The 23,450-nt window shown below is 49.8% G+C and carries 20 protein-coding genes; 9 read left to right on the top strand and 11 right to left on the bottom strand.

Annotated elements, in window-relative coordinates; translation table 11 throughout:
• The first annotated feature begins 145 nt into the window (after nt 1-145).
• Nucleotides 146-637, top strand: coding sequence for a DinB family protein (locus MKY97_RS07195; RefSeq protein ID WP_342554784.1), 492 nt, complete (start codon nt 146-148; stop codon nt 635-637).
• Between the two features lie 76 nt (nt 638-713).
• Here the strand turns inward: MKY97_RS07195 and MKY97_RS07190 are convergent, their stop codons facing one another.
• On the bottom strand, nt 714-1,250 hold the full coding sequence (locus tag MKY97_RS07190; protein WP_342554783.1) for an N-acetyltransferase family protein: 537 nt from the start codon (nt 1,248-1,250) through the stop codon (nt 714-716).
• Between the two features lie 179 nt (nt 1,251-1,429).
• The gene (locus MKY97_RS07185) at nt 1,430-2,515 is read right to left on the bottom strand and encodes a peptidoglycan DD-metalloendopeptidase family protein (RefSeq protein WP_342554782.1); all 1,086 of its coding nucleotides are present in this window, start codon (nt 2,513-2,515) and stop codon (nt 1,430-1,432) included.
• 220 nt (nt 2,516-2,735) lie between these two features.
• On the opposite strand from MKY97_RS07185, the gene MKY97_RS07180 reads away from it, so the two are divergent.
• The 3 genes from MKY97_RS07180 to thrS all read left to right on the top strand — a co-directional run bounded on the left by MKY97_RS07180 (nt 2,736) and on the right by thrS (nt 7,782).
• Entirely contained in the window at nt 2,736-3,497 is a 762-nt protein-coding gene (locus MKY97_RS07180; RefSeq protein ID WP_342554781.1) for a response regulator transcription factor, read from the top strand.
• Nucleotides 3,494-5,257 (top strand): HAMP domain-containing sensor histidine kinase, encoded by a 1,764-nt coding sequence (locus MKY97_RS07175; RefSeq protein WP_342554780.1) that lies wholly within the window; start codon nt 3,494-3,496, stop codon nt 5,255-5,257. Before MKY97_RS07180 ends, MKY97_RS07175 begins: the two co-directional genes overlap by 4 nt.
• 536 nt (nt 5,258-5,793) lie before the next feature.
• Nucleotides 5,794-7,782: a threonine--tRNA ligase gene (thrS, locus tag MKY97_RS07170; protein WP_342554779.1), complete on the top strand. Its 1,989-nt coding sequence runs from the start codon at nt 5,794-5,796 to the stop codon at nt 7,780-7,782.
• A gap of 134 nt (nt 7,783-7,916) precedes the next feature.
• On the opposite strand, the gene MKY97_RS07165 is transcribed toward thrS, so the two are convergent.
• Complete coding sequence (locus MKY97_RS07165) at nt 7,917-8,780, bottom strand: SDR family oxidoreductase (RefSeq protein WP_342554778.1); 864 nt, start codon at nt 8,778-8,780, stop codon at nt 7,917-7,919.
• Nucleotides 8,781-8,939: 159 nt separating this feature from the next.
• Between MKY97_RS07165 and MKY97_RS07160 the strand changes: the two genes are divergently transcribed.
• The 3 genes from MKY97_RS07160 to MKY97_RS07150 all read left to right on the top strand — a co-directional run bounded on the left by MKY97_RS07160 (nt 8,940) and on the right by MKY97_RS07150 (nt 10,674).
• Nucleotides 8,940-9,482, top strand: coding sequence for a hypothetical protein (locus MKY97_RS07160; RefSeq protein WP_342554777.1), 543 nt, complete (start codon nt 8,940-8,942; stop codon nt 9,480-9,482).
• Nucleotides 9,483-9,609: 127 nt separating this feature from the next.
• Nucleotides 9,610-10,344, top strand: coding sequence for an MBL fold metallo-hydrolase (locus MKY97_RS07155; RefSeq protein WP_342554776.1), 735 nt, complete (start codon nt 9,610-9,612; stop codon nt 10,342-10,344).
• A gap of 174 nt (nt 10,345-10,518) precedes the next feature.
• The gene (locus MKY97_RS07150; RefSeq protein WP_342554775.1) at nt 10,519-10,674 is read left to right on the top strand and encodes a hypothetical protein; all 156 of its coding nucleotides are present in this window, start codon (nt 10,519-10,521) and stop codon (nt 10,672-10,674) included.
• 413 nt (nt 10,675-11,087) lie between these two features.
• Here the strand turns inward: MKY97_RS07150 and MKY97_RS07145 are convergent, their stop codons facing one another.
• A complete protein-coding gene (locus MKY97_RS07145; protein WP_342554774.1) occupies nt 11,088-12,296 on the bottom strand; it encodes a PQQ-dependent sugar dehydrogenase in 1,209 nt (402 codons plus the stop codon).
• 399 nt (nt 12,297-12,695) lie between these two features.
• On the opposite strand from MKY97_RS07145, the gene MKY97_RS07140 reads away from it, so the two are divergent.
• Nucleotides 12,696-13,784 (top strand): Xaa-Pro peptidase family protein, encoded by a 1,089-nt coding sequence (locus MKY97_RS07140; RefSeq protein WP_342554773.1) that lies wholly within the window; start codon nt 12,696-12,698, stop codon nt 13,782-13,784.
• A gap of 253 nt (nt 13,785-14,037) precedes the next feature.
• On the opposite strand, the gene MKY97_RS07135 is transcribed toward MKY97_RS07140, so the two are convergent.
• The 3 genes from MKY97_RS07135 to MKY97_RS07125 all read right to left on the bottom strand — a co-directional run bounded on the left by MKY97_RS07135 (nt 14,038) and on the right by MKY97_RS07125 (nt 16,892).
• Nucleotides 14,038-14,391 (bottom strand): hypothetical protein, encoded by a 354-nt coding sequence (locus tag MKY97_RS07135; RefSeq protein WP_342554772.1) that lies wholly within the window; start codon nt 14,389-14,391, stop codon nt 14,038-14,040.
• 134 nt (nt 14,392-14,525) lie between these two features.
• On the bottom strand, nt 14,526-15,209 hold the full coding sequence (locus MKY97_RS07130) for a queuosine precursor transporter (protein ID WP_342554771.1): 684 nt from the start codon (nt 15,207-15,209) through the stop codon (nt 14,526-14,528).
• A 285-nt stretch (nt 15,210-15,494) separates the two neighbouring features.
• Complete coding sequence (locus MKY97_RS07125) at nt 15,495-16,892, bottom strand: L-cystine transporter (RefSeq protein ID WP_342554770.1); 1,398 nt, start codon at nt 16,890-16,892, stop codon at nt 15,495-15,497.
• Nucleotides 16,893-17,240: 348 nt separating this feature from the next.
• Here MKY97_RS07125 and MKY97_RS07120 point away from each other — a divergent pair, with 348 nt between their 5' ends.
• Nucleotides 17,241-18,941: a methyl-accepting chemotaxis protein gene (locus tag MKY97_RS07120; RefSeq protein WP_342554769.1), complete on the top strand. Its 1,701-nt coding sequence runs from the start codon at nt 17,241-17,243 to the stop codon at nt 18,939-18,941.
• 239 nt (nt 18,942-19,180) lie between these two features.
• Here MKY97_RS07120 and MKY97_RS07115 read toward each other — a convergent pair whose 3' ends face one another.
• The 4 genes from MKY97_RS07115 to cobT form a co-directional block, all read right to left on the bottom strand.
• On the bottom strand, nt 19,181-20,734 hold the full coding sequence (locus MKY97_RS07115; protein ID WP_342556272.1) for a cobyric acid synthase: 1,554 nt from the start codon (nt 20,732-20,734) through the stop codon (nt 19,181-19,183).
• Between the two features lie 101 nt (nt 20,735-20,835).
• Nucleotides 20,836-21,735, bottom strand: a complete 900-nt coding sequence (gene cobS / locus MKY97_RS07110) for an adenosylcobinamide-GDP ribazoletransferase (protein WP_342554768.1) — start codon at nt 21,733-21,735, stop codon at nt 20,836-20,838.
• A complete protein-coding gene (gene cobU, locus MKY97_RS07105) occupies nt 21,732-22,292 on the bottom strand; it encodes a bifunctional adenosylcobinamide kinase/adenosylcobinamide-phosphate guanylyltransferase (RefSeq protein WP_342554767.1) in 561 nt (186 codons plus the stop codon). The genes cobS and cobU overlap by 4 nt, the downstream gene beginning before the upstream one ends.
• Entirely contained in the window at nt 22,289-23,422 is a 1,134-nt protein-coding gene (gene cobT / locus MKY97_RS07100; RefSeq protein ID WP_342554766.1) for a nicotinate-nucleotide--dimethylbenzimidazole phosphoribosyltransferase, read from the bottom strand. Before cobT ends, cobU begins: the two co-directional genes overlap by 4 nt.
• Between the last annotated feature and the right edge of the window lie 28 nt (nt 23,423-23,450).

Below are 23,450 nucleotides of genomic sequence, written 5' to 3'. Positions count from 1 at the left end.
CTTCTTCTAACAAGGATAATAATATCTGACATTCGCAATTACTCGTTTTATGTTCTATGCTGGTTGAACAAGGCCTCATATGTTCCATTGGACATACACAAACTAGAATAAAGCTAAATATAAACCTGCAGAGAGGATGTTAACAATGTTTGAACGTAATGATGAGATACGAAATCAAATCTGGGAAACCGTTTCGGGACTCGATGAGGAGCAGTTGAACCGAAAACCTTCCCCGGAACAATGGAGTATCATGCAGGTGCTGCGGCACTTGAATCTGATGGAAAATGTGATCACCAAGCAAGCTCGCCTTGCCCTTGAAAAAGAGCAGCAGGTTTCCACCGAAAAAAAACCTTATGAACTGTCTCTGGACCGCAGCAGATCCGTGGAAGCTCCTCCTCATGTGCAGCCCCCGGCTGAGCCGGAGACACTTGCGGAAATTCGCAGCGATCTCGCTGCGTCCCACCAAGCACTGGAACAGTTCGCACGTGAGCATGATGTTGCCCTGTTACAAAGCAAATCGTTCCCTCACCCGGCGTTTGGTGAGATGGACCTTGCGCAATGGATTGATTTTACCAGCTATCACGAGGAACGCCATCTAGCACAGATTCGCGAGATCAAGCAGCAGCTGGGACTGTGAATGGGTTCTTCCGGTTTGTAGAATAAGCAAAAAACCTCCGTATTCCACCTTAGTGGGTACGGAGGTTTATCTTTATTTAGAACTGCGCTTCTTTCATGCGGTGATCTGCTCCAATTTTTTTGCCCAAAATGACAAGGTCCCGGTTCACCCCATCCAGCACAGCTACCTCGGGATAGAACCCCCACTGTTCGAAACCGTGCTTGCGGAGCAGCCCCAGGCTCGGTTCGTTATGACCAAATACAAATCCAAGAATTGTCGTAATCCCCAGCGCGGGACAAGCCTCGAAAACCGTCTGCAGCAGCAGCCCGCCGGCCCCAATTCCACGACACTGCCGGTCAACGTATACACTGACTTCCACTGTCCCATTATACGCAGGACGTCCGTAGAACGAACTCAGACTGGCCCACGCCACAACCTGCCCGTTCTGCTTCATCACCCACAGAGGGCGACGATCCGGTGTATGCTCATGGAACCATGGCAGGCGCTGCTCCACCGTCACCGGTTCCAAATCTGCCGTTACCATCCGGCTTTCAATCGTCGAATTATAAATCTCAACAATCCTCGGCAAGTCTTCCAGACGTGCGTAATCGATCTGCACCTTTTCCAACGCCATCCCAATTCCTCCATTAACCTCTATAAGTTGAACTAAAGATTTCACACATTCCACTCCGATGACAAGGCTGTAATTATAGAGGCTATTATAATGGAAAACGGAAGCTGGCGTACAGCATGTAGAATATCCCGACATCCATACAACAAATTATTCTGTACAATGATACCGCATTGCCCTGCTTACTCAGGCAATCCCTGAACCGTATTTCCGCGTATCAACTCCTGACTCTGATCAGCCCAGCGAATATGAAGTGATTGTGATGTGAACAGATCCGGTCCATTCGATACCTGAAAGTGCAGGTGAGCTTCGCTGGAGTTGCCCGAATTACCCAGATCACCAATCCGATCACCCTGCTTGACCTTATCTCCCTTTTTCACCGCCACACTGCCTTTTTTGATATGTGCAGTAATGCTGTATTCCTTATTGCCATGGTCAATCACCACATAGTTCCCTGCCGCTTCATCCGGATTCATAACCCCCGGCACGTTATCCTCAATGTCGTTCTTTATATCAACAACCGTCCCGTCTGCAGCAGCATAGAGCGGTTCACCGAACGCATAATAGTTCGCATTGACCTTCGGGTCTCCCTGGTAACTTGCTCCGTCTTTCGTCCGAACGATGTCCAGGGCATAACGCTGCATTGCATGCTCATAATGGTAGTTCGCCATAACATTCTGACCTCCCCAGAAGACAAACATATCTCCCTTCATCGGAAAATGGAACTCCGTTTGGGTCAGCTTGCTGTCTGTATCGGGATGCGCCTCCAGTGGAACAACGCTCAGACCAGCAATCTGTTGATCTTTTGTATAATAGACGCGAATGCCCTTGGCCCCTGTATCATCCGTCCATGCATATTCGGTTAAACCGTTCATCTCGGCACGATAGGCCTGCTTCCACGACTTCACTCCTTTCAAGAAGCTGTCTGCAGTCGACTTCAAATTCTCCAAGGACACAGCCTGTTTCATTTCAGGAGTAAACTGATTATAGACTGCTTCCTTGGAACCGTTCGTCAAAGTATCAATAAGACGCTCTGGTGATACTTTCTCCTGATCCGCCGACCCAGTTTCCTGTCCATTGCTCGAAGTGTCACGGTTATCCTTTTGTCCAGATCCCTGCTCTGCTTCGGTTGACGTAATTTTGTTACTCGTGCAGGCAGACAATATTGTTAACGCTGCCAGTGTTAGTACGAGCAATTTCCATCCACTGCTCCTTTTTTCGTATCTCCTGCCGTTTTCTTTACCTGGTTTTTCGTTTGAACGATTCAAATGCAGCACCCTCTCTGTTTATCTTTACTTCCTTACGTTAAATCTACATCATGAGTCTTATGCTTCGTCTAACCCTTCCTTACATCCAGATAAACTTGTCGCGGTTCCTCAAGTTTCATAATTAAGGTTCTGTTAAGGCAGCATGCCTCCCAAGGGAGCCCAACAATGATATGATGAGCAATATATTTAAAAAGGTACCGCAAGGAGGTAAGTGGTGCACATGGATCATGTCTCACTGCTGCTTGTTGATGATGAACAAGCGATTCTGCATATGCTCAAAACCGTGCTGCTTAAAGAACAATTTCTCGATATCGACACCGTTACGACAGGTGAGGAAGCCCTCGAAGCATGCAGCAATAAAACGTATCACTGCATCGTGCTCGACATTATGCTTCCGGGTAAAAGCGGCTTGGAAATCTGCCCTTTTCTAAGGCAGGTTACAGACGCACCCATTCTGTTTCTGACTGCCAAAACTACAGATTACGATAAGCTTACCGGATTTGCCGTCGGTGGCGATGACTATGTAGTCAAACCGTTCAACCCACTGGAGGTGGTCGCCCGTATTAAATCACTGCTGAACCGATATCTCCCTTCCAAAACAACGACAATGCAGTTAAATACCTGTGAACACGTAAAAACGTCATCACTGCATACTGCGCAAGGAATATATGATTTCGGCAGATTTCAGGTGTCTGAGCTGGCTGGGGAGCTCCGTGTTGAAGGACAGGCCGTAACTTGTCCGGCACTGGTGTTTCAACTGCTGCTCTTTTTCTGCAAACACCCTAACCGGATCTTTACCAAATCGGAGCTGTATGAACGAGTGTGGGGCTCGGAAGCAATCAGTGACGACAACACGGTTATGGTGCATATTCATCGCATACGGGAGCGCATAGAAGCCGATCCTTCCAATCCGGTATTTCTCGTCAATGTGCGAGGCTTGGGATATAAACTGATTCCGCCCGGCAGCGTGCCGCAGATATGAGTATTCGCCGCAAATTATTGACCCGCTTCATCGGCATGCTCACCGGTACCGTCATTCTGATTATTCTGCTGGGGTCCATGGCTGCCTTCTGGGTACTGCATAAAATCAATGAAGTCGAATTGATAGATGACTTTGCAAACAATGGATTGGATCAGCTCATCAATACTGCCGAGATTATGCCGGATAACACGATACGATATGATCCCGATCTATTGAAACAGGTCGATAAAAATCAGGGCTGGCTGCAGGTTCTGGATGAAAAAGGGCATGTCATTGATGATTATCACGTCCCGTCCGATGTACCGAACCACTATAAACCAGGTGAACTGATAGCCTACTGGCAGGCCGATAAACCTTTTCCCTATCAGCTCGCCATGCTGATCCGGGAGAAGGACGGGAAACATTTTACGTTGTTATACGGAGAACGGAACGCGGCCAAGTCATTCCTTGACGAGGTCCGTCCAAAGATTACGTACGCCGGTGGTAAACTGACTGTAAAACCAGCTGAACAGGATGCTTTTCGTAAAACAGATGCCTATATCCAGGTATTGGACCCTTACGGAAAGGAAATAACCTCCTATAATAAACCGGCTGTGGGCGTGCCCGGTCAGTACACCGTTCAGGATCTTGTTCTGCAGGTCCGTTATCCTAACCGTTCGGGGATATCCGTGGCCACGTGGTACGATCTGCAAAATGAAACGACCTGGATGCTGAGTGTGCCGGTTGATCCAACCGCTGTCGAAAAGGACAATCCTTATGCCTTCATTCTTGAACCGGCACTGGTCGTCTTGATTTTGTCCATCATCGTGCTTCTGGTGCTGCTGGCTCTATGGTACGCGAATCGCTTTGGCTCCCCAATGCTGCATATGCTCCAGTGGCTGCAGCGTCTGGAACAGGGAAATTACGAGGAACCGACAGGGGCTCTTGGTCTTCCTCGAAGTCAGCGCCGCAATGGAAAATGGAAGCGTAAATATCAGGTGTATGGTGAAGTGCTTCATTCGATGCAGGCTTTGTCCCAAACACTCAAGCAGGATGAAGAGCAGCGGAAACAGACGGATTCACTGCGTGAGGAATGGATTGCGGGCATTACCCATGATCTCAAAACCCCCCTTTCCTCTATCCAGGGATATGCGCATATGCTGGAAGCCGACAAGTACAGCTGGACAGCAGAGGAAGTCCGGGAATTCGCAGGCATCATGGTTGACAAATCCATGTATATGGACAGGCTTGTAAATGATCTGGCCATGACCTATCGATTGAGAAGTGGAGGTTATCAGCCTGAAGTGGAGCGAACTGACGTAAATACGCTTCTCCGTGATCTCGTGCATCGGGCAGAGCGGAACCCTGCGTTTGGCGAAGGCCGTATCGTATTCCAACCCGCTGATACACCTGTATACGGGATGGTGCATATCCCTTCTTTTGAACGAATCATCGATAATCTTGCGGCTAATGCCCTGCTTCATAATCCGCCTGAATCGATACTCACGGTTCGTGTCCATGCGGGTAAACAGGAGGGTGACTTCACTATTGAGTTTGCCGATAATGGCCAAGGCATGAGCCCGGAAACGGTGTGGAAGCTGTTCGAACGTTATTATCGAGGTACGGACACAGGAACGAGTGACGTTGGATCAGGACTCGGGATGGCCGTAACGAAAGGGTTAATTGAGGCCATGAACGGCCGGATTGAAGTATTATCCACACCTGGGGAAGGGACGACGATTCGATTGATATGGATGCAGCACTCCAAAGAAACGAGCTGACCTGCATTGAAACATTCCGCTTGACCTTTCCATTTCCAGTCTATATAATCGACTCTCAAGTAACACCTGTTCCAACGATTGAATTAAATTGGCACATTACGGGAACAGCTGATCTGAATTGACCTATGTCATTCCGTTCGCTGTACCCATTCATATTTGGCGTTGACCAGAGACATGGCTTTGATTGCGTGCTGCCCAGAGAGAGAAGGGATTGGTGAAACCTTCTTCAGCGAACGGACCGAAGTTACCCCTCTGCAGCCGTGGCCTCGAACCTCCGACGCTGTACAGACAATGCACAGATTATACAACCGATGATCTCACAGCATATCTGCCAGTTCGGTCAGTAGAGTTCACCGCCTGATCCCCGATAACGGATTCCAATGAGGGTTATGATGGTTCCTGTTTGCGGCGGCTGGCCGAAATCGGAATGCAGCATAACCAAATTAGGGTGGAACCACGAGCCAAGCGCACTCGTCCCTTTTCCGGGACGGGTGTTTTTTGCGCTTCCATCACAAACACATTGGAGAGTGGTTCACATGAGTCAAGAGAACAAACACGGGCAGAAAAGTAACAATTCATCTTTGGGCGAGAAACGATCTGCAGCATCTGAATCTTCGATTGAAGTTCGTCTGCAGGGCGGAGCTGTACGCTCGTATAACGCAGGGATCACCGTTGGCGAAGCTGCCTCATCGATCAGCACAAGTCTGGGCAAACAGGCCGTCGGTGGTATCGTGAATGGCCGGAATGTCGACCTGAGCGAGAAACTGGAGCAGGATTGCGAATTGATCATCGTTACGCTGGACAGCGAGGAAGGTCTGCATAGGTATCGCCACAGCACAGCTCATGTGCTGGCTCAGGCACTGAAACGTTTGTACGGTGCAGACCATGTAAAGCTGGGGATTGGACCTGTCATTGAGGACGGATTTTACTATGATGTCGACCTGGATCAATCCCTTTCCATCAGTGACCTCGCAGCGATCGAGCGGGAAATGAACAAGATCATTCAGGAGAATATTCCTATCTGCCGTAAACTCGTCAGCCGTGAGCAGGCGCTTGGTCTCTTTGAAGCGGTTCAAGATCCTTACAAGCTTGAGCTTATCCATGATCTGCCTGAAGATGCTGAACTTTCGATCTATGAGCAGGGTGAGTTTTTCGACTTGTGCCGAGGTCCACACCTTCCTTCGACTGGCCGGATCAAAGCGTTTAAACTGCTGCAGGTTGCCGGCGCATACTGGCGCGGGAATTCAGACAATAAAATGATGCAGCGTATCTACGGCACAGCTTTTGCAAATAAAGCCCAGTTGGATGAACATCTACACATGCTCGAAGAAGCGAAAAAACGGGATCACCGCAAGCTTGGCAAAGAGCTGGAGCTGTTCATGTTCTCTGAAGAAGCCCCCGGCATGCCCTTCTATCTGCCTAAAGGCATGACTGTCCGGACAGAGCTGGAGCAGTTTTCACGGGAGCTGCAGCTGCAGGAGGGATATCAGGAGGTTCGCACTCCGCTGATGATGAACAACCGTCTATGGGAACAATCGGGTCACTGGGAGCATTACAAAGACAACATGTATTTTGCGGACGTGGACGATGCCACTTTTGCCTTAAAGCCGATGAACTGCCCGGGTCACATGCTGATTTTCAAAAATACACTGCATTCCTATCGCGAATTACCCATTCGCATGATGGAATTCGGCCAGGTGCACCGGCATGAATTTTCAGGTGCCCTGAATGGCATGATGCGCGTACGGACGTTCTGTCAGGATGATGCCCACCTCTATGTGATGCCTGAACAGATCGAAGACGAGATCAATCAGGCAATCTCTCTGATTGGACGGATGTACGACATCTTTGGGTTCGAGTATAAAATCGAGCTGTCCACACGCCCGGAAGATTCCATGGGTTCGGAAGAATTATGGGATCAGGCAGAGCAGGCACTGCGCAGTGTGCTGGATGCCCGCGGTGTGGAGTATCATGTTAACGAGGGAGACGGCGCCTTTTACGGACCGAAGATTGACTTCCATATCCTCGATGCACTGAAGCGCAGCTGGCAGTGCGGAACAATCCAGCTTGATTTTCAAATGCCCGAAAAATTCGATCTCACATACATTGGTGAAGACAGCCTGAAACACCGTCCGGTCGTTATTCATAGAGCAATCTACGGCTCAATCGACCGCTTTATCGGCATTTTGACTGAGCATTATGCAGGTGCGTTTCCGCTCTGGCTCGCTCCGGTGCAGGTGAAACTGCTTCCGGTTTCGGATCATTATGCAGACTATGCACTTCAGGTACAGAGCCAGCTGCGGGCAGCCGGCATACGGGTGGAAACAGATCTTCGCAGCGAGAAGCTAGGCTACAAGATTCGTGAAGCCCAGATGGAGAAAGTGCCCTATTCACTTGTACTTGGTGAACAAGAGAAAAATGCCTTGTCTGCCTCTGTCCGAATGTACGGTCAGGGAGATCAAGGCATGCAGCGGATTGATGATTTTATTGAAATCGTTCGGCAGGCTGTGAAGAGTAAAATTTGAGAAAGGCAGCATGGATGAAAATAGCACTTTGTTACGGGACATATGTTAGATGTCTAACATGTCGTTGGCTTACAAGCGATTCATAGACTCTAAGCTATTTCGAAAGGTTCTAACACGCTCGGATTTCTAACAAGTTATAATCTTTCGTCAGGCTGCAGACCAACCTGTTCTTCGCTCCATGTCCATAAACGCTCGGCTGCCTCATCATCCAGGGCATGGTCTTTCAGCCGCTGCTCCTTCTGCTGGTAGAAGTAACGCCCGGTCACTCCGGTGACATCTGGACTTGCTGCCAAGTATATCGCTGTCCGGGCCCCCTCTTCCGGTGTCAGGAAAAACGGGAGCTTGGCTGCAAGCGCCATGATTCGCGTACCAAATCCGGTACTGCGATCCACCCCGATGCTCGTCCCTACCGCACCCGGATGTAAGCAATTGACCGTAACGGAAGTACCGGCGAGTTTACGGGCAAGGGCCCGGGTGAAAAATACGTTTGCCAGTTTGGACTGGGCATAACTTTTGATTGGATTGTATCCTTTACGCAAATGCGGATCATCAAAATGAATTTTCCCGACCTTGTATGCTCCTGACGATACATTGACAATGCGCCCTTGTTTGGCAGTTTTCAGCGATTCAATCAGAAGCAGTGTGAGCAAAAAGTGTCCCAGATGGTTAATGCCAATGCTCTGCTCGAAACCATCTGACGTTTCTTTGCGCTTAACCATCACCACGCCAGCATTATTCACCAGTACGTCCAGATGATCATACCGTTCGCGAAAATGACGTGCAAACTGGCGAATGCTGTCCAGCGATCCGAGATCACACAGCATCAGCTCAATATGGGAAGAGCGCGACTCCCGCAGCGCCTGCTGAAGCGCCTCTTGTCCTCTCTTTTCGCTGCGGCAGGCCATAATGACGTGATAACCCTGCCTTGCAAGTTCAATGGTCGTGGCCAGCCCCATACCTGAGTTGGCTCCCGTAACGATTGCTGTCTGAATGGCCATGAAGTCCTTCCCTTCTGAACCGGAGGTTCTTTGAATTATTTTGACCGAAAGCGCGTGCGGCATTTTGTTCCAGATTATGAGATAATGAAGTGATCATCTGTATCTTCTGATTCAATCGTGTTCCATTCACATCTCGGTACCCATGGGAGGACAAGTCGTATGCTGACCCAAGAGGATTTCAAACACGTGAGAAAGCTTGCCAAGCTTGAGATTAAACTGCTCGAACAGGAATATCGCGATATTCTGAACCATGTCGATTCCTCTATGTACGAAGAATACGAATGGCTGGATGAAGAGCATGCCAATGAACTGACTCGCAAACGCAAAAACCGGAGATACGCTTCGCTAACCTTGGAGTTATGCTCTATTATGGAACAGATGCTGCTGCAGCTTTACAAACGTGCGTATCAGAAAAAGTTTAATTCGACCCAACTCATGAAAACTCCTGCCTACCGGGCACGTTCGAACATGGAGATCCTTGAAGCGGAGCTGGACAAGAAGCATATTACTTTGAAAACGGGCAGGGAACTTTGCAGCACCGCGCTTCATCAGGCTTTCCAGACCCGGAACAAACTGATCCACGAAAACTTCTCGTTCATCGCCATTGTTAAAGACGGCAGTAATGAGGAAGAGACATTTGAAACAATCCTGCATGCGGTGAAAAAATATAGAAAACATCTGACCTATGAGAGTTCAGAGTAAATAATGCATTTCACATGATGTCGAGTTCTTTAAATGAATGCAGAGCGCAGAGTACACGCTGCTTGTACTCACTGATTGAAAAATACAACCACTGCAAGGAGGTGCCCGGATACTCATCCGGATAATTATGAACCAACCTATATCATCCATCACGGTGTTGAACCTTCACATTCCAACGCCAACAGGCAGCAGCCCTATTCATCCGGTCCTGCTTCGTGATGAAGACGGGTACACGCTGGTAGACACAGGTATGATCGGTCAATTTGCCGAGCTTCAATCCGCACTCAAGCAGCTGGACGTAACGCTGGCCGATATCAAACGTGTTATTCTCACCCACCAGGATATTGACCATATCGGTAATCTTGGTGCACTGCTGGATGCGATTCCAGGTCTTGAAGTCTGGGCTCATGCAGCTGAAATCCCCTATCTGACTGGCGCACAACCTTTGATCAAATTCACACCAGAACGCCGGGCCCTGCTCCCCGCCCCTGTGCTGGATTTGGCAGATCAACTGCTCATGCAGCTGCCAGAAATCAACATCAGCAGAATACTCGCGGACGGAGACATCCTCCCGCTCCAGGGCGGTACACAAGTCATCCATACACCAGGACATACGCCTGGTCACCTATGCCTGTATTTTGGCGAGCAGCAGTTCCTGCTTGCCGCCGACGAGCTGCGCATCGTTGAGGATCAACTGGTCGGCCCGGCACCGCCCGCAACACCAGACATGCCCGAAGCACTGCGCAGTTTGAATAAACTGACAAGCTTGAACGTGAGTAAAGTGCTCTGCTACCATGGGGGAGAATATACGCAGGACCCCGAAAAACGCATTGCCGAGCTAGCTGCGAACCCGGAAGCTTGAGCGTTGCATCCTGTAGGGAAAGCACATGCATGCGGAACGCTTGCGTGCTCCAGTAATCAAGAAAGCTGTCCTTCGTCGAAACATTGGCGAGGACAGCTTTTTTTGAGTGTCAACGTAGGGCGGCGCTGTGCGTAAGTACAGCGATACCGAAGGCACGTCGGAAGCAGGCGGCCTATGGCATTGTATGTCAGACGGCTGCATTGGAGACAGCAGTGTCTTAGAAGCGATGCTTCGGAGGCAGTCACGTCCGAGGCAGCAGCATCCTGCATCGACGCTTCGGTAACTGCCACATCTGGGGGGTCTGCTGGATTCAGCTTGGTGAAATCTTAACGATCTCAAGAAGCCTTATTCGGCCTGATCTGACGTCTTTTATTTTCTAACGATCCCCAGACACCTTATTTACTCGAATTACTAATGATTTAGCTCTATTATGCGCATTTTGGATGAAATAGCGTTTCTGGAAATCGTTAGGTTTTCCGAAAGCCGATAAACCTCGAAATAAGGTTCCCTGAAATCGTTAGAATAATAAGGGGCCAGTTACCCTGTCCCAGAAGTGTACGCCCAGCCTTTCTACTCATCCCATACTACTTACTCCACTCTACTTCATGTACTTTTCTACATTTCACTTCATTTTCAGCATTCCATTCGGTCGCCTTCTTCTGTTCCTACTCCAGCCCCTACTCTTGCCCTCCCCTGTAATCCTTCAGACTACGTAACGCCTACTTCTTACTCCCGCGCTTGATCTATCCTTCGGGGGTAAGCACAATCAGCTGATCATCCCCGTCACGCGGTGATCCTCGGCCATCACGATTGTTGGTCAGCACATACAGCTTACCGTTCTCACCAGTGCTTACATTGCGAATACGCCCCCACTCATCTTCGAAAAAAGGGACAACCTGCTCGACCTGAGTACCGTCTTCAGACAAAATAACCCGCAGCAGCTGCTCCCCTCTCAAATTCGCAGCCACCAATGATCCGGCCCATGGTCCTTCTGTGATAAAGGCCGCACCCGAAGGAGCCCAAGTTTCATTACCGCTATGCGCAAGCGGAGCCTGATACCTGCCGTTATCATCGTCGTCGCCCTCTACTTCGGGCCAGCCGTAATTCTTGCCGGCAATAATCCGGTTAATCTCGTCATGATTGCGCTGACCATGCTCGGTCGCATAGAGATACCCGTTATCCGGGTTCCATGCCAGCCCTTGCGCGTTTCGATGTCCCAAGCTGTATACAGGGGAATTCGGCCAAGGGTTATCTGAAGGGATCGACCCGTCGAGACCTATCCGCAGTATTTTTCCACCAAGGCTATCCGGGTTCTGTGCCAGTTCCGGCTCATATCGCTCACCTGTAGTGATGTACAGCAGCTGATCCGGCCCGATTTTGATTCGTCCGCCGTTGTGGTTCACCCCGCCCGGGATGTTGGTCAACAGTTCTTTGTCGATTTTGGCTTTCCCGTCATTGACCTTCAGGCGCAGCACCCGATTTGCAATATCCTGCCCGTCACGATAGGAATGGTACACGTACAAATAGCCATTGCTCTCAAAGTCTGGATCAGCCGTAAGTCCCAGCAGCCCACCTTCTCCCTCTTCATTAAAGGGGGCTTCGAATTCCAGCAGCGGCTCAGCCTCCAGCTTGCCATCGGTAATCACTCGAATAGCTCCGGGACGTTCTGTAACGAACATCTGCCCGTCCTGAGCTGTCACCATCTCCCACGGCGCATTCAGTCCTTCCACCAGCACAGAAGCCCGATACGGAATAACCGCATTTCCCTGCTCCTCATTCTCTCCAGCTTCTGCTTCATTAGAACCTCCATTTGCGGTCTTTCCCTGACCAGCCCCCTCTCCTTGAGAAGACGTCTGCGGCTCGGATGCGGGACTGCCTGGCGCACAAGATGCGGTTAACAAAACCATGCTGAGCAAAGACGCATACAGCGGTACAGTTAATCGATTATTCATAATAGATCGAACTCCCCTTTCGGTCTGATTTCACTTCTTTGCGGCTTTGGTTTACGAATACTCTGTAGATGCGGTTACCCGGTGCTTTTTGAGGAGCTTGCGGCAGGGGGATATCAGCTGCTCTCTATAGTTCATATATATCTCAACTATTTATGTGTATATATCATGTCTAAACTGTATTCACCACCTACATCCTATGCTGTTAAGCGGTTTCGCACTGTATTACCCCTGCCGTTCTTTACTCAAACGGTAAAAAACGTCTTTTCAGGTTCTTTGCATACGGCCGCCAGTTTAGAATTCCTTCAACATCTTCTATAATAGATAGAGCAAACGTTATATTATTAAGATAACATGATGTATTCAAAGCGAGTACATATTGAAAGGTGGACATATACACTCATGAACCAAACTCCTTTATCCAGACTGGAAGCTGATTTGTCCAAACAAGGGCTCGATGCTGTGCTGATCACCGACCCAAAACATATCTATTACCTGACCGGATATGCGAGCAATCCGCATGAACGTTTTATGGGTTTGATGCTTGCACGCGGCGAAGATCCTTTGCTGATTGTACCTGCCCTGGACGCTGATGCGGCAGCAGCCGCTTCTTCCGTACCTAACATTGCAGCACATACCGACACAGATAACCCTTATGATTTGTTTGATCGCTATCAGGGACGTCTGGGCCGGGTCGGCTTGGAAAAAGAATATGTCACCGTCTCCCGCTTTGAGCAGCTCAGCTCCGCACTTGGCGGTGCAAAATTTGAAGATGTCGGTCCTTCGCTGCGTGCACTGCGCGTCAACAAAACACCGGATGAAGTCGCTCGCATCCGCCACGCCATCGGTCTCATTGAAGAGACGCTGCGTCAAGGTCTAACACATGTACGTGCAGGTGTTACGGAGATTGAACTGGTTGCCGAGATGGAGTATCAGATGAAAAAACTCGGAGCAGACGGCCCCTCCTTTGACACGATGGTACTGACCGGACCGAAAACCGGACTGCCGCACGGCACTCCTGGGGACCGCAAACTGCAGCATGGGGATCTGCTCATGTTTGATATGGGTGTGTACGCAGGGGGATATGCGTCCGATATTACGCGTACCTTTGCATTTGGAGATATTTCATCAGAACTGCGCACCATCTATAACACCGTGCTGGCGGCGAACGAAGCGGCCATTCAAGTCGTTAAACCCGGCATGACCTGTGCATCTGTGGACCATGCGGCGCGGCAGGTGACGATAGATGCCGGATACGGGGAGCGGTTTATGCACCGTGTTGGTCATGGACTCGGCATTGATGTGCACGAATATCCTTCTCTGCACGGGGAGAACATGGATCTGCTTCAAGCTGGAACAGTGTTTACCATTGAGCCGGGGATCTATACCGCATCTGGTGGCGTGCGTATTGAAGATGATGTGCTTGTAACAGAATCCGGTGTCGAAGTGCTCACGACATATCCAAAAGAACTGCAAATCCTGACGGACTAACGCTTACGCCGCCAGGTGAGGCAGCGCGCGGCGAACGCTAAAAATCCCGCAAGCCATGACAGCATGGCTTGCGGGATTTTTAATTAACTGCTGCATGTATCCTGCGTCGTTCTGTGCATATGCAGCGTGCGTGCTCCTGTTGCTGCAGCTCAGATGGCACACCACACCAGGCAGGTCGTCTGCCGAACTCATTTGGTATGCAGTAGATGCCGATGCTCCAGCTCTTCACACTGCCCCAGCCCTATACGTCACATCATCTCATTTCATGCGTAATATCCTGCCAGTCCTCCAGCTGCGGCAGCAGCTGCTTCCCCCAGTAATCCAGAAACCATTGAATGACCCTTGTCGTATCTGCTGTCTTATAGCTGTAGTGCCGGAAACCGCTTTCCCCTTCCTGCAAACGGATTTCTGCGACCATCTGTCCCGGTTCATCGAGCGCGGCCGCCTGCATATACATACTTCCCTCCACCAGCTCCGAGGGTTCCAGTACCACATATTCCTGCAATTCTAGATTCGTGAGCAAATCCACGAATACCGAGGCATTAATGCTCTCATTCTTATAGGTTGTGCCATTGCTTTCCAGTGTATAACGCAGTGCAGTATACATGCGCAGTCCCCCTTTTAGGTTGCAAAAAATGATTATTCATCGTTACCAGGAAATATATTCTATATAAATTATCCCCCTGCAGACTCCAAAATGCAAATGGGTTCACAGGGGGATTTCAATATCATTCTATTCTATTATGCCTCATCCTTGAACTTGAAGCTGCGCGCAGCATACAGGAACGGTGTCCCAACCGCAGTCAGCACAAATTTGATCAAATATGTTGTCAGGAAAATCTCCAGCCACACGTCCCATGGATAGATGAACACAAAGGCAACCGTGCAGAATACCAGAGTATCCACAAAAGAACTGATGATCGAGCTTCCGTTTGTCCGAATCCACAGCTGATTACGTCCGGGTGCTATTTTGCGCAGCCAGCTGAACAAACGCACATCCAGAAACTGACTGATAAAATACGCAGATAAACTACCCAGCGCAAGACGCGGCAGCAGACCAAACAATTTTTTCATCGATTCCTGAGCAAAATCTGTCGGTGCCGGATCAAATAAAAGCACCATCTGCATCAGAATGGTTGTCATAATCAATGTGAAAAAACCGAACCAGACGGCCTTCCGCGCTTCCCCCGCCCCATACTTTTCGTTGAGAAGGTCGCTCGTCAGATACATGCTGACATACATCGTGTTGCCCAGCGTCAGGACGATGCCCATAATATCTATCGTTTTGGTTACCTGAATGTTGGCGATCACCGTAGCCACACCGATCCAGGCATACAGACCTTTTTTGCCGAACAAGCGGTAACACAAGAGGAAAAATCCGTACGTCACAAGAACAAATACCGCTCCAAAACCCAAATTAAACATGAATACATACACTGCCTTCCTAGTTTTGATTACGCGGGATGGTTACGAACCGCGGTTTGGCGCAGGGCCAAAACATGAATACTCTATCATATTTCAGACCTCTTGAACAGAACTAATTCCCTCCAGTTTAGAAAAAAAGACCTCCACCGCCCATGCATGCCATGCACGCCCCGGTATAACTTCACACCAAAAAGCCGCCCTTCGAAGTTCTCCGAAGGACGGCTTTTGGAACATGTACTGGCGCAGGCAACTTCATGCCTGAACCGTTTGAACAGCTGATCCGGCTTAGGCGTGAGCGGCAGAATCCAGTTCACGGCTCTGATCGTTAAACGTATCACGATCATTTTCTTTCAAAATCTTGCTGGTCAGCAGTCCAGATGTCATCGAGCCGTTCACATTAAGTGCGGTCCGGCCCATGTCGATCAGCGGCTCAACGGAAATGAGCAGTCCCACCAAAGCCACGGGCAGATTCATCGTGGACAATACGATCAGGGAGGCGAAGGTTGCACCGCCGCCGACGCCAGCCACACCAAACGAACTGATCATGACCACGAGGATCAACGTTACGATAAAGTCCAAGCTCAGCGGGTCGATACCGACCGTAGGAGCAATCATCACCGCCAGCATGGCCGGATACACTCCGGCGCAGCCGTTTTGACCAATGGTAGCCCCAAAGCTTGCAGCCAAGTTTGCAATCCCGTCGGAGACACCCAGTTTCTTCGTCTGTGTCTCTACGTTCAGCGGAATCGCTGCAGCACTTGAACGGGAAGTAAAGGCAAATACCAGTGTAGGCAGCACCTTTTTCAAGTACGTCACCGGATTAAAACCGGATAGGGTAATGATGATCAGGTGAATGATAAACATCACGATAAGAGCGACGTAAGACGCAATAACGAATTTAATGAGTTTCAAAATCTCTTCCGCATTGGTTGTCGCCGCTACCTTCGTAATCAGTGCCAGAATTCCGTAAGGTGTAAGCCTGAGCACAAGCGTAACAATTCGCATCACAACGGCGTACACGGCATTCACCATACCGCGGAACGTTTCCGCCTGCTGTGGTTTTTTACGATCCAGACCCAGAACGGCCACTCCGATAAAGGCTGAGAAAATAACGACAGCGAGTGTAGATGTACGGCGTTCCCCGGTCATATCCGCAAATGGATTGGAAGGAATAAACTCCAGTACCTGCTGTGGAATCGTTTGATCTTTCACGTCAGCCAAACGTTCCTCCACCTTCTGAATCTGGGCGTTCTCCCGATCTCCCCCTTGAATTTCAATGGAAGTCAGGTTGAAGCCGAGGCTTGTAACAATGCTGACTCCGGCAGCGATTGCCGTCGTAATCAACAGAATGGCAATAATGGAAAAACTCATTTTTCCGAGATTTTGCTTGCCTTTCAGATTCATGATCGCCGAGATAATCGACACCATGATGAGTGGAATCACGACCATTTGCAGCAAACGAACATATCCTGAACCGACCAGATTAAACCAATCGACTGATTTTGCAATGACGTCCGAACCCGAAGTATAAATAAGCTGCAGTACAACACCGTACACAACCCCCATACCCAGACCCGCGAATACGCGTTTTGTAAACGAGATGTGCTTCTTCTGCATCCAGTAGAGAACACCGAGCAGTGCCAGCATGACCACTACATTCACAATGATTAGAAATGTATTCATTACTTTGTATCCTCCTCAGACATGTATAACCGGCTTGAACCGATTTTTCTATTTATATGCTGCCTCCAAGTGCGGCAATGAACAATATACCACATATCAAACTATTCTGGTAGGTATTAATTGATATTATGTAATATGCATGTTAACCTTTCAACATTTATGAAAATATTTATGCAGTTTTATGAAAATTTTTCTATTCAACCCGCGGTTAATTTTGTAAAATAGGTATATCCGCTTATTCAAAGGTTTGTTAAAGATAAAAATTAGGTCTTTCTTCGTTAGTAAATAGGCCATAAGAGAACAGAATAAGGGACCGTGTTCATGAAGATGACGTGAAAGGATGATTGTATGTTTCGCAAACGAACCGTTGCCGGTAAAATCAGGGGCACACTGTTCCTTGTGCTGCTGGTTGCTTCTCTGTTGTTCAGTATCAGTTTTTATGCAGTATCTATGAATATTATTCAAAGTTATGTGCTGCCTCAGTTCGACAAAGTTCTGAGTACATCCATTCAGGATATTTACAAAAATACATCCTCTTCCAAAATTTTGCAGGTCCAAAGCGGTGGAGCAGGCTCCGATGGAGCTGCCATGACCGTAGGATCTTACCTGACCGAAAAATCCAAAGAGCACAGCCTCGACGCCGCATATGTCATTGCTTTGCAGGATGGCAAGGCGAGTATCGTTGTGGCTAACACCACCTCGAGCTTAAAAGCTGGTGATCCGATGGACGTTGAACCAGCCATGACTGAAGCAAGCGAGAAAAAACAAGCGGTAATCAGTCCGGTTTTCTCTGATTCATTCGGTGTACATAAAGCCGCATTTATGCCGATTGCCGGAAGCAATATGCTCATGGCTGTCAGCATGGATGCCAAATTCATTCAGGATAAAATTGCCCAAATTTTCTGGCTGTGCCTGGGCATCACAGCATTGGTGTTTGTACTTGGCTGGCTCATTTCTACGAGTATGATCAGAAGAGTCACGAAACCGATCGTAAAACTTGTAGAACACAGCAAGCGAATCTCTCAAGGCGATCTGACAGCTGAGCTCCAGATAAAGGGCAGGGATGAAATCGCCCAACTGGCCGTAAGCTTCCAGACGATGACCCAAAATCTCAAGGGAATGATCAGCCATGCCCTGTCGACCTCTAATGAGGTCGTTAACGGCTCCAACGATTTGCTTGAACGTGTACAGTCCATGTCTGGCATGGTGCAGCACTCAAGCCAGGCTGCAGAAGAAGCTGGAAAAGGCAGTGTCAGCATTGAATCCAGTGCTTCGGAGAATGCAAGAGCTATGGAAGAGATCACCCAAGGCATCATGCATATTGCCTCTTCTGCAGCAGAAGTTTCCGAGCAGATCAGTGAAGCCGCAACCGAAGCCGTTAACGGTAATCAGCTCGCACAGAACGCAGTTGACCAGATGGAACGTGTTGGACAAACTGCCAGTGAATCACTGCGTTACATTGAGACGATGAACGAACGTTCCGTAGCGATCGGCACCATTGTAAATTCTATTTTTGAAATTACAAAACAGATTAATATGCTGTCGCTTAATGCTTCTATTGAAGCCGCACGTGCCGGTGAACACGGGCGCGGATTCGCAGTTGTGGCCGGTGAGGTCCGCAAGCTGGCGGAACAGTCCAAGACGGCGACAGAAGAAATTGCGGATTATCTCGGTACGATTCGAGAAGACGCCGAACGCTCCGTCAGTGCAATGAATCGGGTAACCCAGGAGATTGGCTCAGGAACATCGGTCGTACAGCAGGCTGGTTCAGCGTTCCAGCAGCTGAATGAACTGATTCAGAACGTTAATCTCACGATTCAGACTGTCTCTTCATCTACACAGCAGGTATCTGCGGGTGCAGAAGAAGTCAGCGCGTCGGTTGAAGAAACGGCACAGATTACGTCCAAGTCCCGTGAAAGCATGCAGCAGATTGCCGCTACCGCAGAACTGCAGCTGGACGAAATGGGCTCCCATACCAACACTGTGCGCCATCTGCATGAACAAGCTGTTGAACTGCAGACAGCCATGAAAAAATTTAAAATCAGCTAAATTGCTGGTTATAAGCACCAATCAAATTCAGCTCAATCGATATATAAACACAACGACGAACAAATATCCTTAACCCCTCATTCATCAGATTAAACAATTAAAAAAGATGGATTCAGAAACACCCCCATAACCGCTGCATTCGTTCAAGATTGAACGCGCTCCGGTCATGGGGGTGCTTTTTTAGATTAATATATATCACACCACACTTGCTCTATCACTATACTGCTGCAATCATTACCTTAGTCCACTTGGTCTGGCTGCTTCATGCCCATGATCTCATACACTCTCTTCATGTCCAGTGACGAACGAAGCGAAGCAGCAACCCGATCAAATTCCATGTCTTTGCGCGCCTGAGCACTGTACGTCTCCTCCAGCGGTGCAAGCCCTTTGGCTTCACGTAAACCGTTCAGCCAGGAACGGCGGAATTGATCGCTCTCAAACAAGCCGTGCAGATACGTTCCCCACACTTTGCCGTCTGCTGTGCCCCAGCCCTCTAGAAAAGTTTGTCCACCCGCGTGGGATATCTCAAACAAGGCTGTAACCTGTTCCGGTTCACGGCATTCCGTCACACCCATATGAATTTCGTATCCGTTAACAGGTACGGATAATCCCCCGTCCAGCTTCCCTTTATATAACCGGATAGGATGATTGGAGTGTACATAACCGGAGGCCCTGACCGTATGTTTATGCTGAAGAAAGGTTGTTGATAACGGCAGCCTGTCCAGGCCTACCGCTTCCTGAGCCTGATCAGCCTCGACAGCGTAGGGATCAGTCAAATGCTCGCCCAGCATCTGATATCCGCCGCATATGCCCACAAGCTGCACATGCTGGCGTTCTGCCTGATAAGCAATCGCTTGTTCCAATCCGGATTCCCGCACGAAATTCAGGTCGCCGATGGTATCCTTCGTGCCTGGTAAAATAACAACATCCGGGCTGCCCAGTTCCTCCGGCGAGGTTACGTAGCGCACATTTACGTCCGGTTCACGGGATAGCGCATCGAAATCCGTAAAATTGGAGATGCGCGGGTAACGGATTACCGCGATATCCAGTTCGCTCTGTTCCCTTTTGCCATGACGCAGGGAGTCCAGCACTACCGAATCCTCTGCCTCGATCTGAATATCTCTTATGTATGGCAGCACACCCAGGACAGGAATGCCCGTCCGCTCTTCAAGCCAGTCCAGACCCGGCTGCAGCAGAGATAGGTCTCCTCTGAACTTGTTGACAATAAATCCCTTAACACGCGCCGCTTCATGGGGTTCCAATAGTTCCAGCGTACCTACGATGGAAGCAAATACACCCCCGCGGTCAATGTCAGAGATCAGAATAACCGGTGCATCGGCCCAGCCTGCCAGATTCATGTTGACGATGTCCCTATCCTTCAGATTAATCTCGGCCGGACTGCCTGCTCCCTCCATTAGTATGATGTCATATGTATCACGCAAACGGTTCAAGGCATCCATGACCGTCTGCTTTGCTTCAGGCAGGAAGTGCTGACGATAATCCGAAGCACTCATCTGGGCAAAAGGTACGCCATGCACCACAATCTGTGAATGCATATCCCGTACGGGTTTGATTAAGATTGGATTCATATCGGTTGTTGCTTCTATACCGCAGGCTTCAGCCTGCGCCCCCTGCGCCCGGCCGATCTCCTTGCCGTCTTCGGTGACATAGGAATTCAGGGCCATGTTCTGTGATTTGAACGGGGCAGGTTGAAATCCATCCTGCTTGAAAATCCGGCAAAGCGCCGTTGTGATTACACTTTTACCAACATCGGAAGCCGTTCCCTGCAGCATAAGTACAGCTGCTGGTTGTTTCCCCTGATCTTTCACGCCTGCTCCCCCTGTCTTTCGTGCGATTAACCTGCTGCATAACAAGAATGCTTAATGAATCACAACTAGAGCCAGAAGAGTCCTTGAAGTACGCTTAACACCGTCAACAGGGCAGCTTCCAGCAGTTCATTCATCGCACCATATGTATCTCCGGTGAGGCCTCCGAGCCTTGCACTAATTCGTACCGCCACGAAACGCCCGATGTAATAACACGCCACAGGCACTAGAATCACCGATGTTACGGGATACAGCCACCATGGCAGTGATCCAAACCCGCTGATCGCAGCATCGGCAATAGCCGTATCGGGCTTGAACATCCATACGGCAGCAATCGTCAAGACCCCTGCAATCAGCGAAAGTCCGGCAGCAGCGCTTCGTGCACGCTGCACTTCTCTCCGCTCGCCAAGCCCTTTGAACAGAACGGCCAGTCCGTCATCCCCGCGTGCATTGGGCCAAGCCGACATGGCATAAACCATGAACCATCGGCTCCAAATCATGGGCAGCAGCAGCAGTGCGCCGTAATACCAGCTGCCGCGCGCAATAAAGTCCGCGATCAATGCGGCCTTCATCATAAGCAGCAGCACACAGGCAATGACACCCATAGCGCCAACCCGGCTGTCCTTCATAATCTCCAGCATTCGCTCACGGCTTCGATAACTGAGCAGCCCGTCTGCCGTATCCATCCATCCGTCAAGATGCAGTCCCCCGGTAAGCCAGACCCACACCGTTAAGGCGAGAACGGCTGCCGGGAAGGCGGGAAGAAGCAAACCGCTCAGCGCCGCTGCAAGCCAGACGCATAGACCGATTGCAGCGCCCACCAGCGGGTAGTACACTACACTTTCGCGCAGCAGCGGTGGTGCAAAATCAAGCTGCATTTTCACAGGAAAACGTGAGAGAAATTGAAAAGCGGCAGCGGCGGCATATTGCTGCTGCGGAACATCTGAGCGTCCTGTGCCTTCCTTCATAAGCGATACTCCTTGCTCTTTAATTCGATTGCGATGCCCACCGTTACAAGAAATACTTCACGGCAGATTGCCGCAATTCGCTGATTAAGTACACCTGCCAAATCACGATAAACCCGGCCCAATTTGTATTCTGGCACAATCCCGTCACCCACTTCATTGGTAACCAGCACAAGCAGACCTGGATACGTTCGAATCGCTTCAACCAGCGCATCCAGATGACCCTGCAGCACATGGCTATCGTCCTGCTCGTGTGCTAACAGAATATTCGTCAGCCATAGTGTCAGACAGTCCACCAGTATCGTAGGTGCAGAAGTACCGGTATGTCCTTCACCCATGCGGTTAATGAGCGCAGGCAGGGCCAGCGGCTCCTCCATCGTACGCCAGAGATAACCGGAGTCTTCACGCTGCTGCTGATGCATAGCAATACGTTCACGCATTTCGTCATCATACGCCTGAGCTGTTGCTACATACCATGCCTCTGAGGAACGCTGCATGCAGAGACGCTCGGCAAACGAACTTTTACCGCTGCGGGCCCCTCCTGTGACCAATACACTCATCGGGAGCCATCTCCCAGCACGGATGACGCCGATGAAACAGCCGGATCGGCAGCAGCTGCTGAAGCCTGATTTGCTCCATCCGAAACCCCTGCGCTGGTGAAGGTAGCCATCTCATTCAGAAGAAGGCATGCGGCATCAATCAGATGCAGGCTGAGCACGCCGCCAGTTCCCTCTCCAAGACGCATGTCCAGGTCCAGCATCGGTTTCAGTTCCAGTTCACGCAGCAGTGCCGCATGCCCATTCTCATGTGAAGTGTGCGACGCGATCATGTATGCCGTGCTCAGAGGAGCAAGCTGTCTCGCAATCAGCGCTGCAGCCGTAGAGATGAAACCATCCACTACAACCGGACAGCGGTGTGCCGCTGATGCAAGAATAACGCCGGTAAGTCCGGCAATCTCCAATCCGCCCACTTTACAGAGTACATCCAATGCATCATCAGGATTTGGTGTGTTTATGCTCAGAGCCTGACTTATAACGGCAGCTTTGCGCAGCACTCCCGCATCATCCAACCCTGTCCCTCTCCCTACAGCAGCAGCGGGTTCAGTCCCTGTGAGCGCACTCATCACTGCAGCGCTCGCAGTGGTATTGCCAATTCCCATCTCTCCAGTCACAAACAGCTGTGTGCCTTTTGCCACCTCTTCCGCAACCACATCCACGCCTGCAAGAATGGCCTGAATCGCCTCATCCCGGGTCATTGCTGCCTCTTGGGCCATATTGGCAGTGCCTTTACGAATTTTGCGAGAGAGCAGGTCTGCGTGTTCAAGGTCAGCATTTACACCAATATCGACACAGATGACTTCTGCTCTGGCGTGACGTGCAAGCACATTAACGGCAGCGCCTCCCGCCAGAAAGTTCATGACCATCTGAGGAGTAACTTCGGCTGGAAAAGCACTTATCCCTTCTGCCACCACACCGTGATCCGCAGCCATCACGACAACCGCTCTGCGATCAAAGCGCGGACGCACACTGCCTGTCATACCCGCCAGTCGAATGACAAGGTCCTCCAGTTTGCCAAGACTGCCTGGCGGTTTCGTCAGCACATCTACATGAGCAGACGTTTCCGCTGCAATGTTTTGGTCAGGAGGTGCAATTTTGTTCAATAGCTGTCCCAACACCTGTTCATTCTTCATACAACGAGCACTTCCTTTTTTAAAATAG

The organism is Paenibacillus sp. FSL R7-0652 (genome assembly GCF_038595045.1).
Taxonomy (GTDB): Bacteria; Bacillota; Bacilli; order Paenibacillales; family Paenibacillaceae; genus Paenibacillus.
The sequence above is the reverse complement of the archived record's forward strand: the minus strand, read 5'-3'. Positions and strand labels throughout refer to the sequence as shown.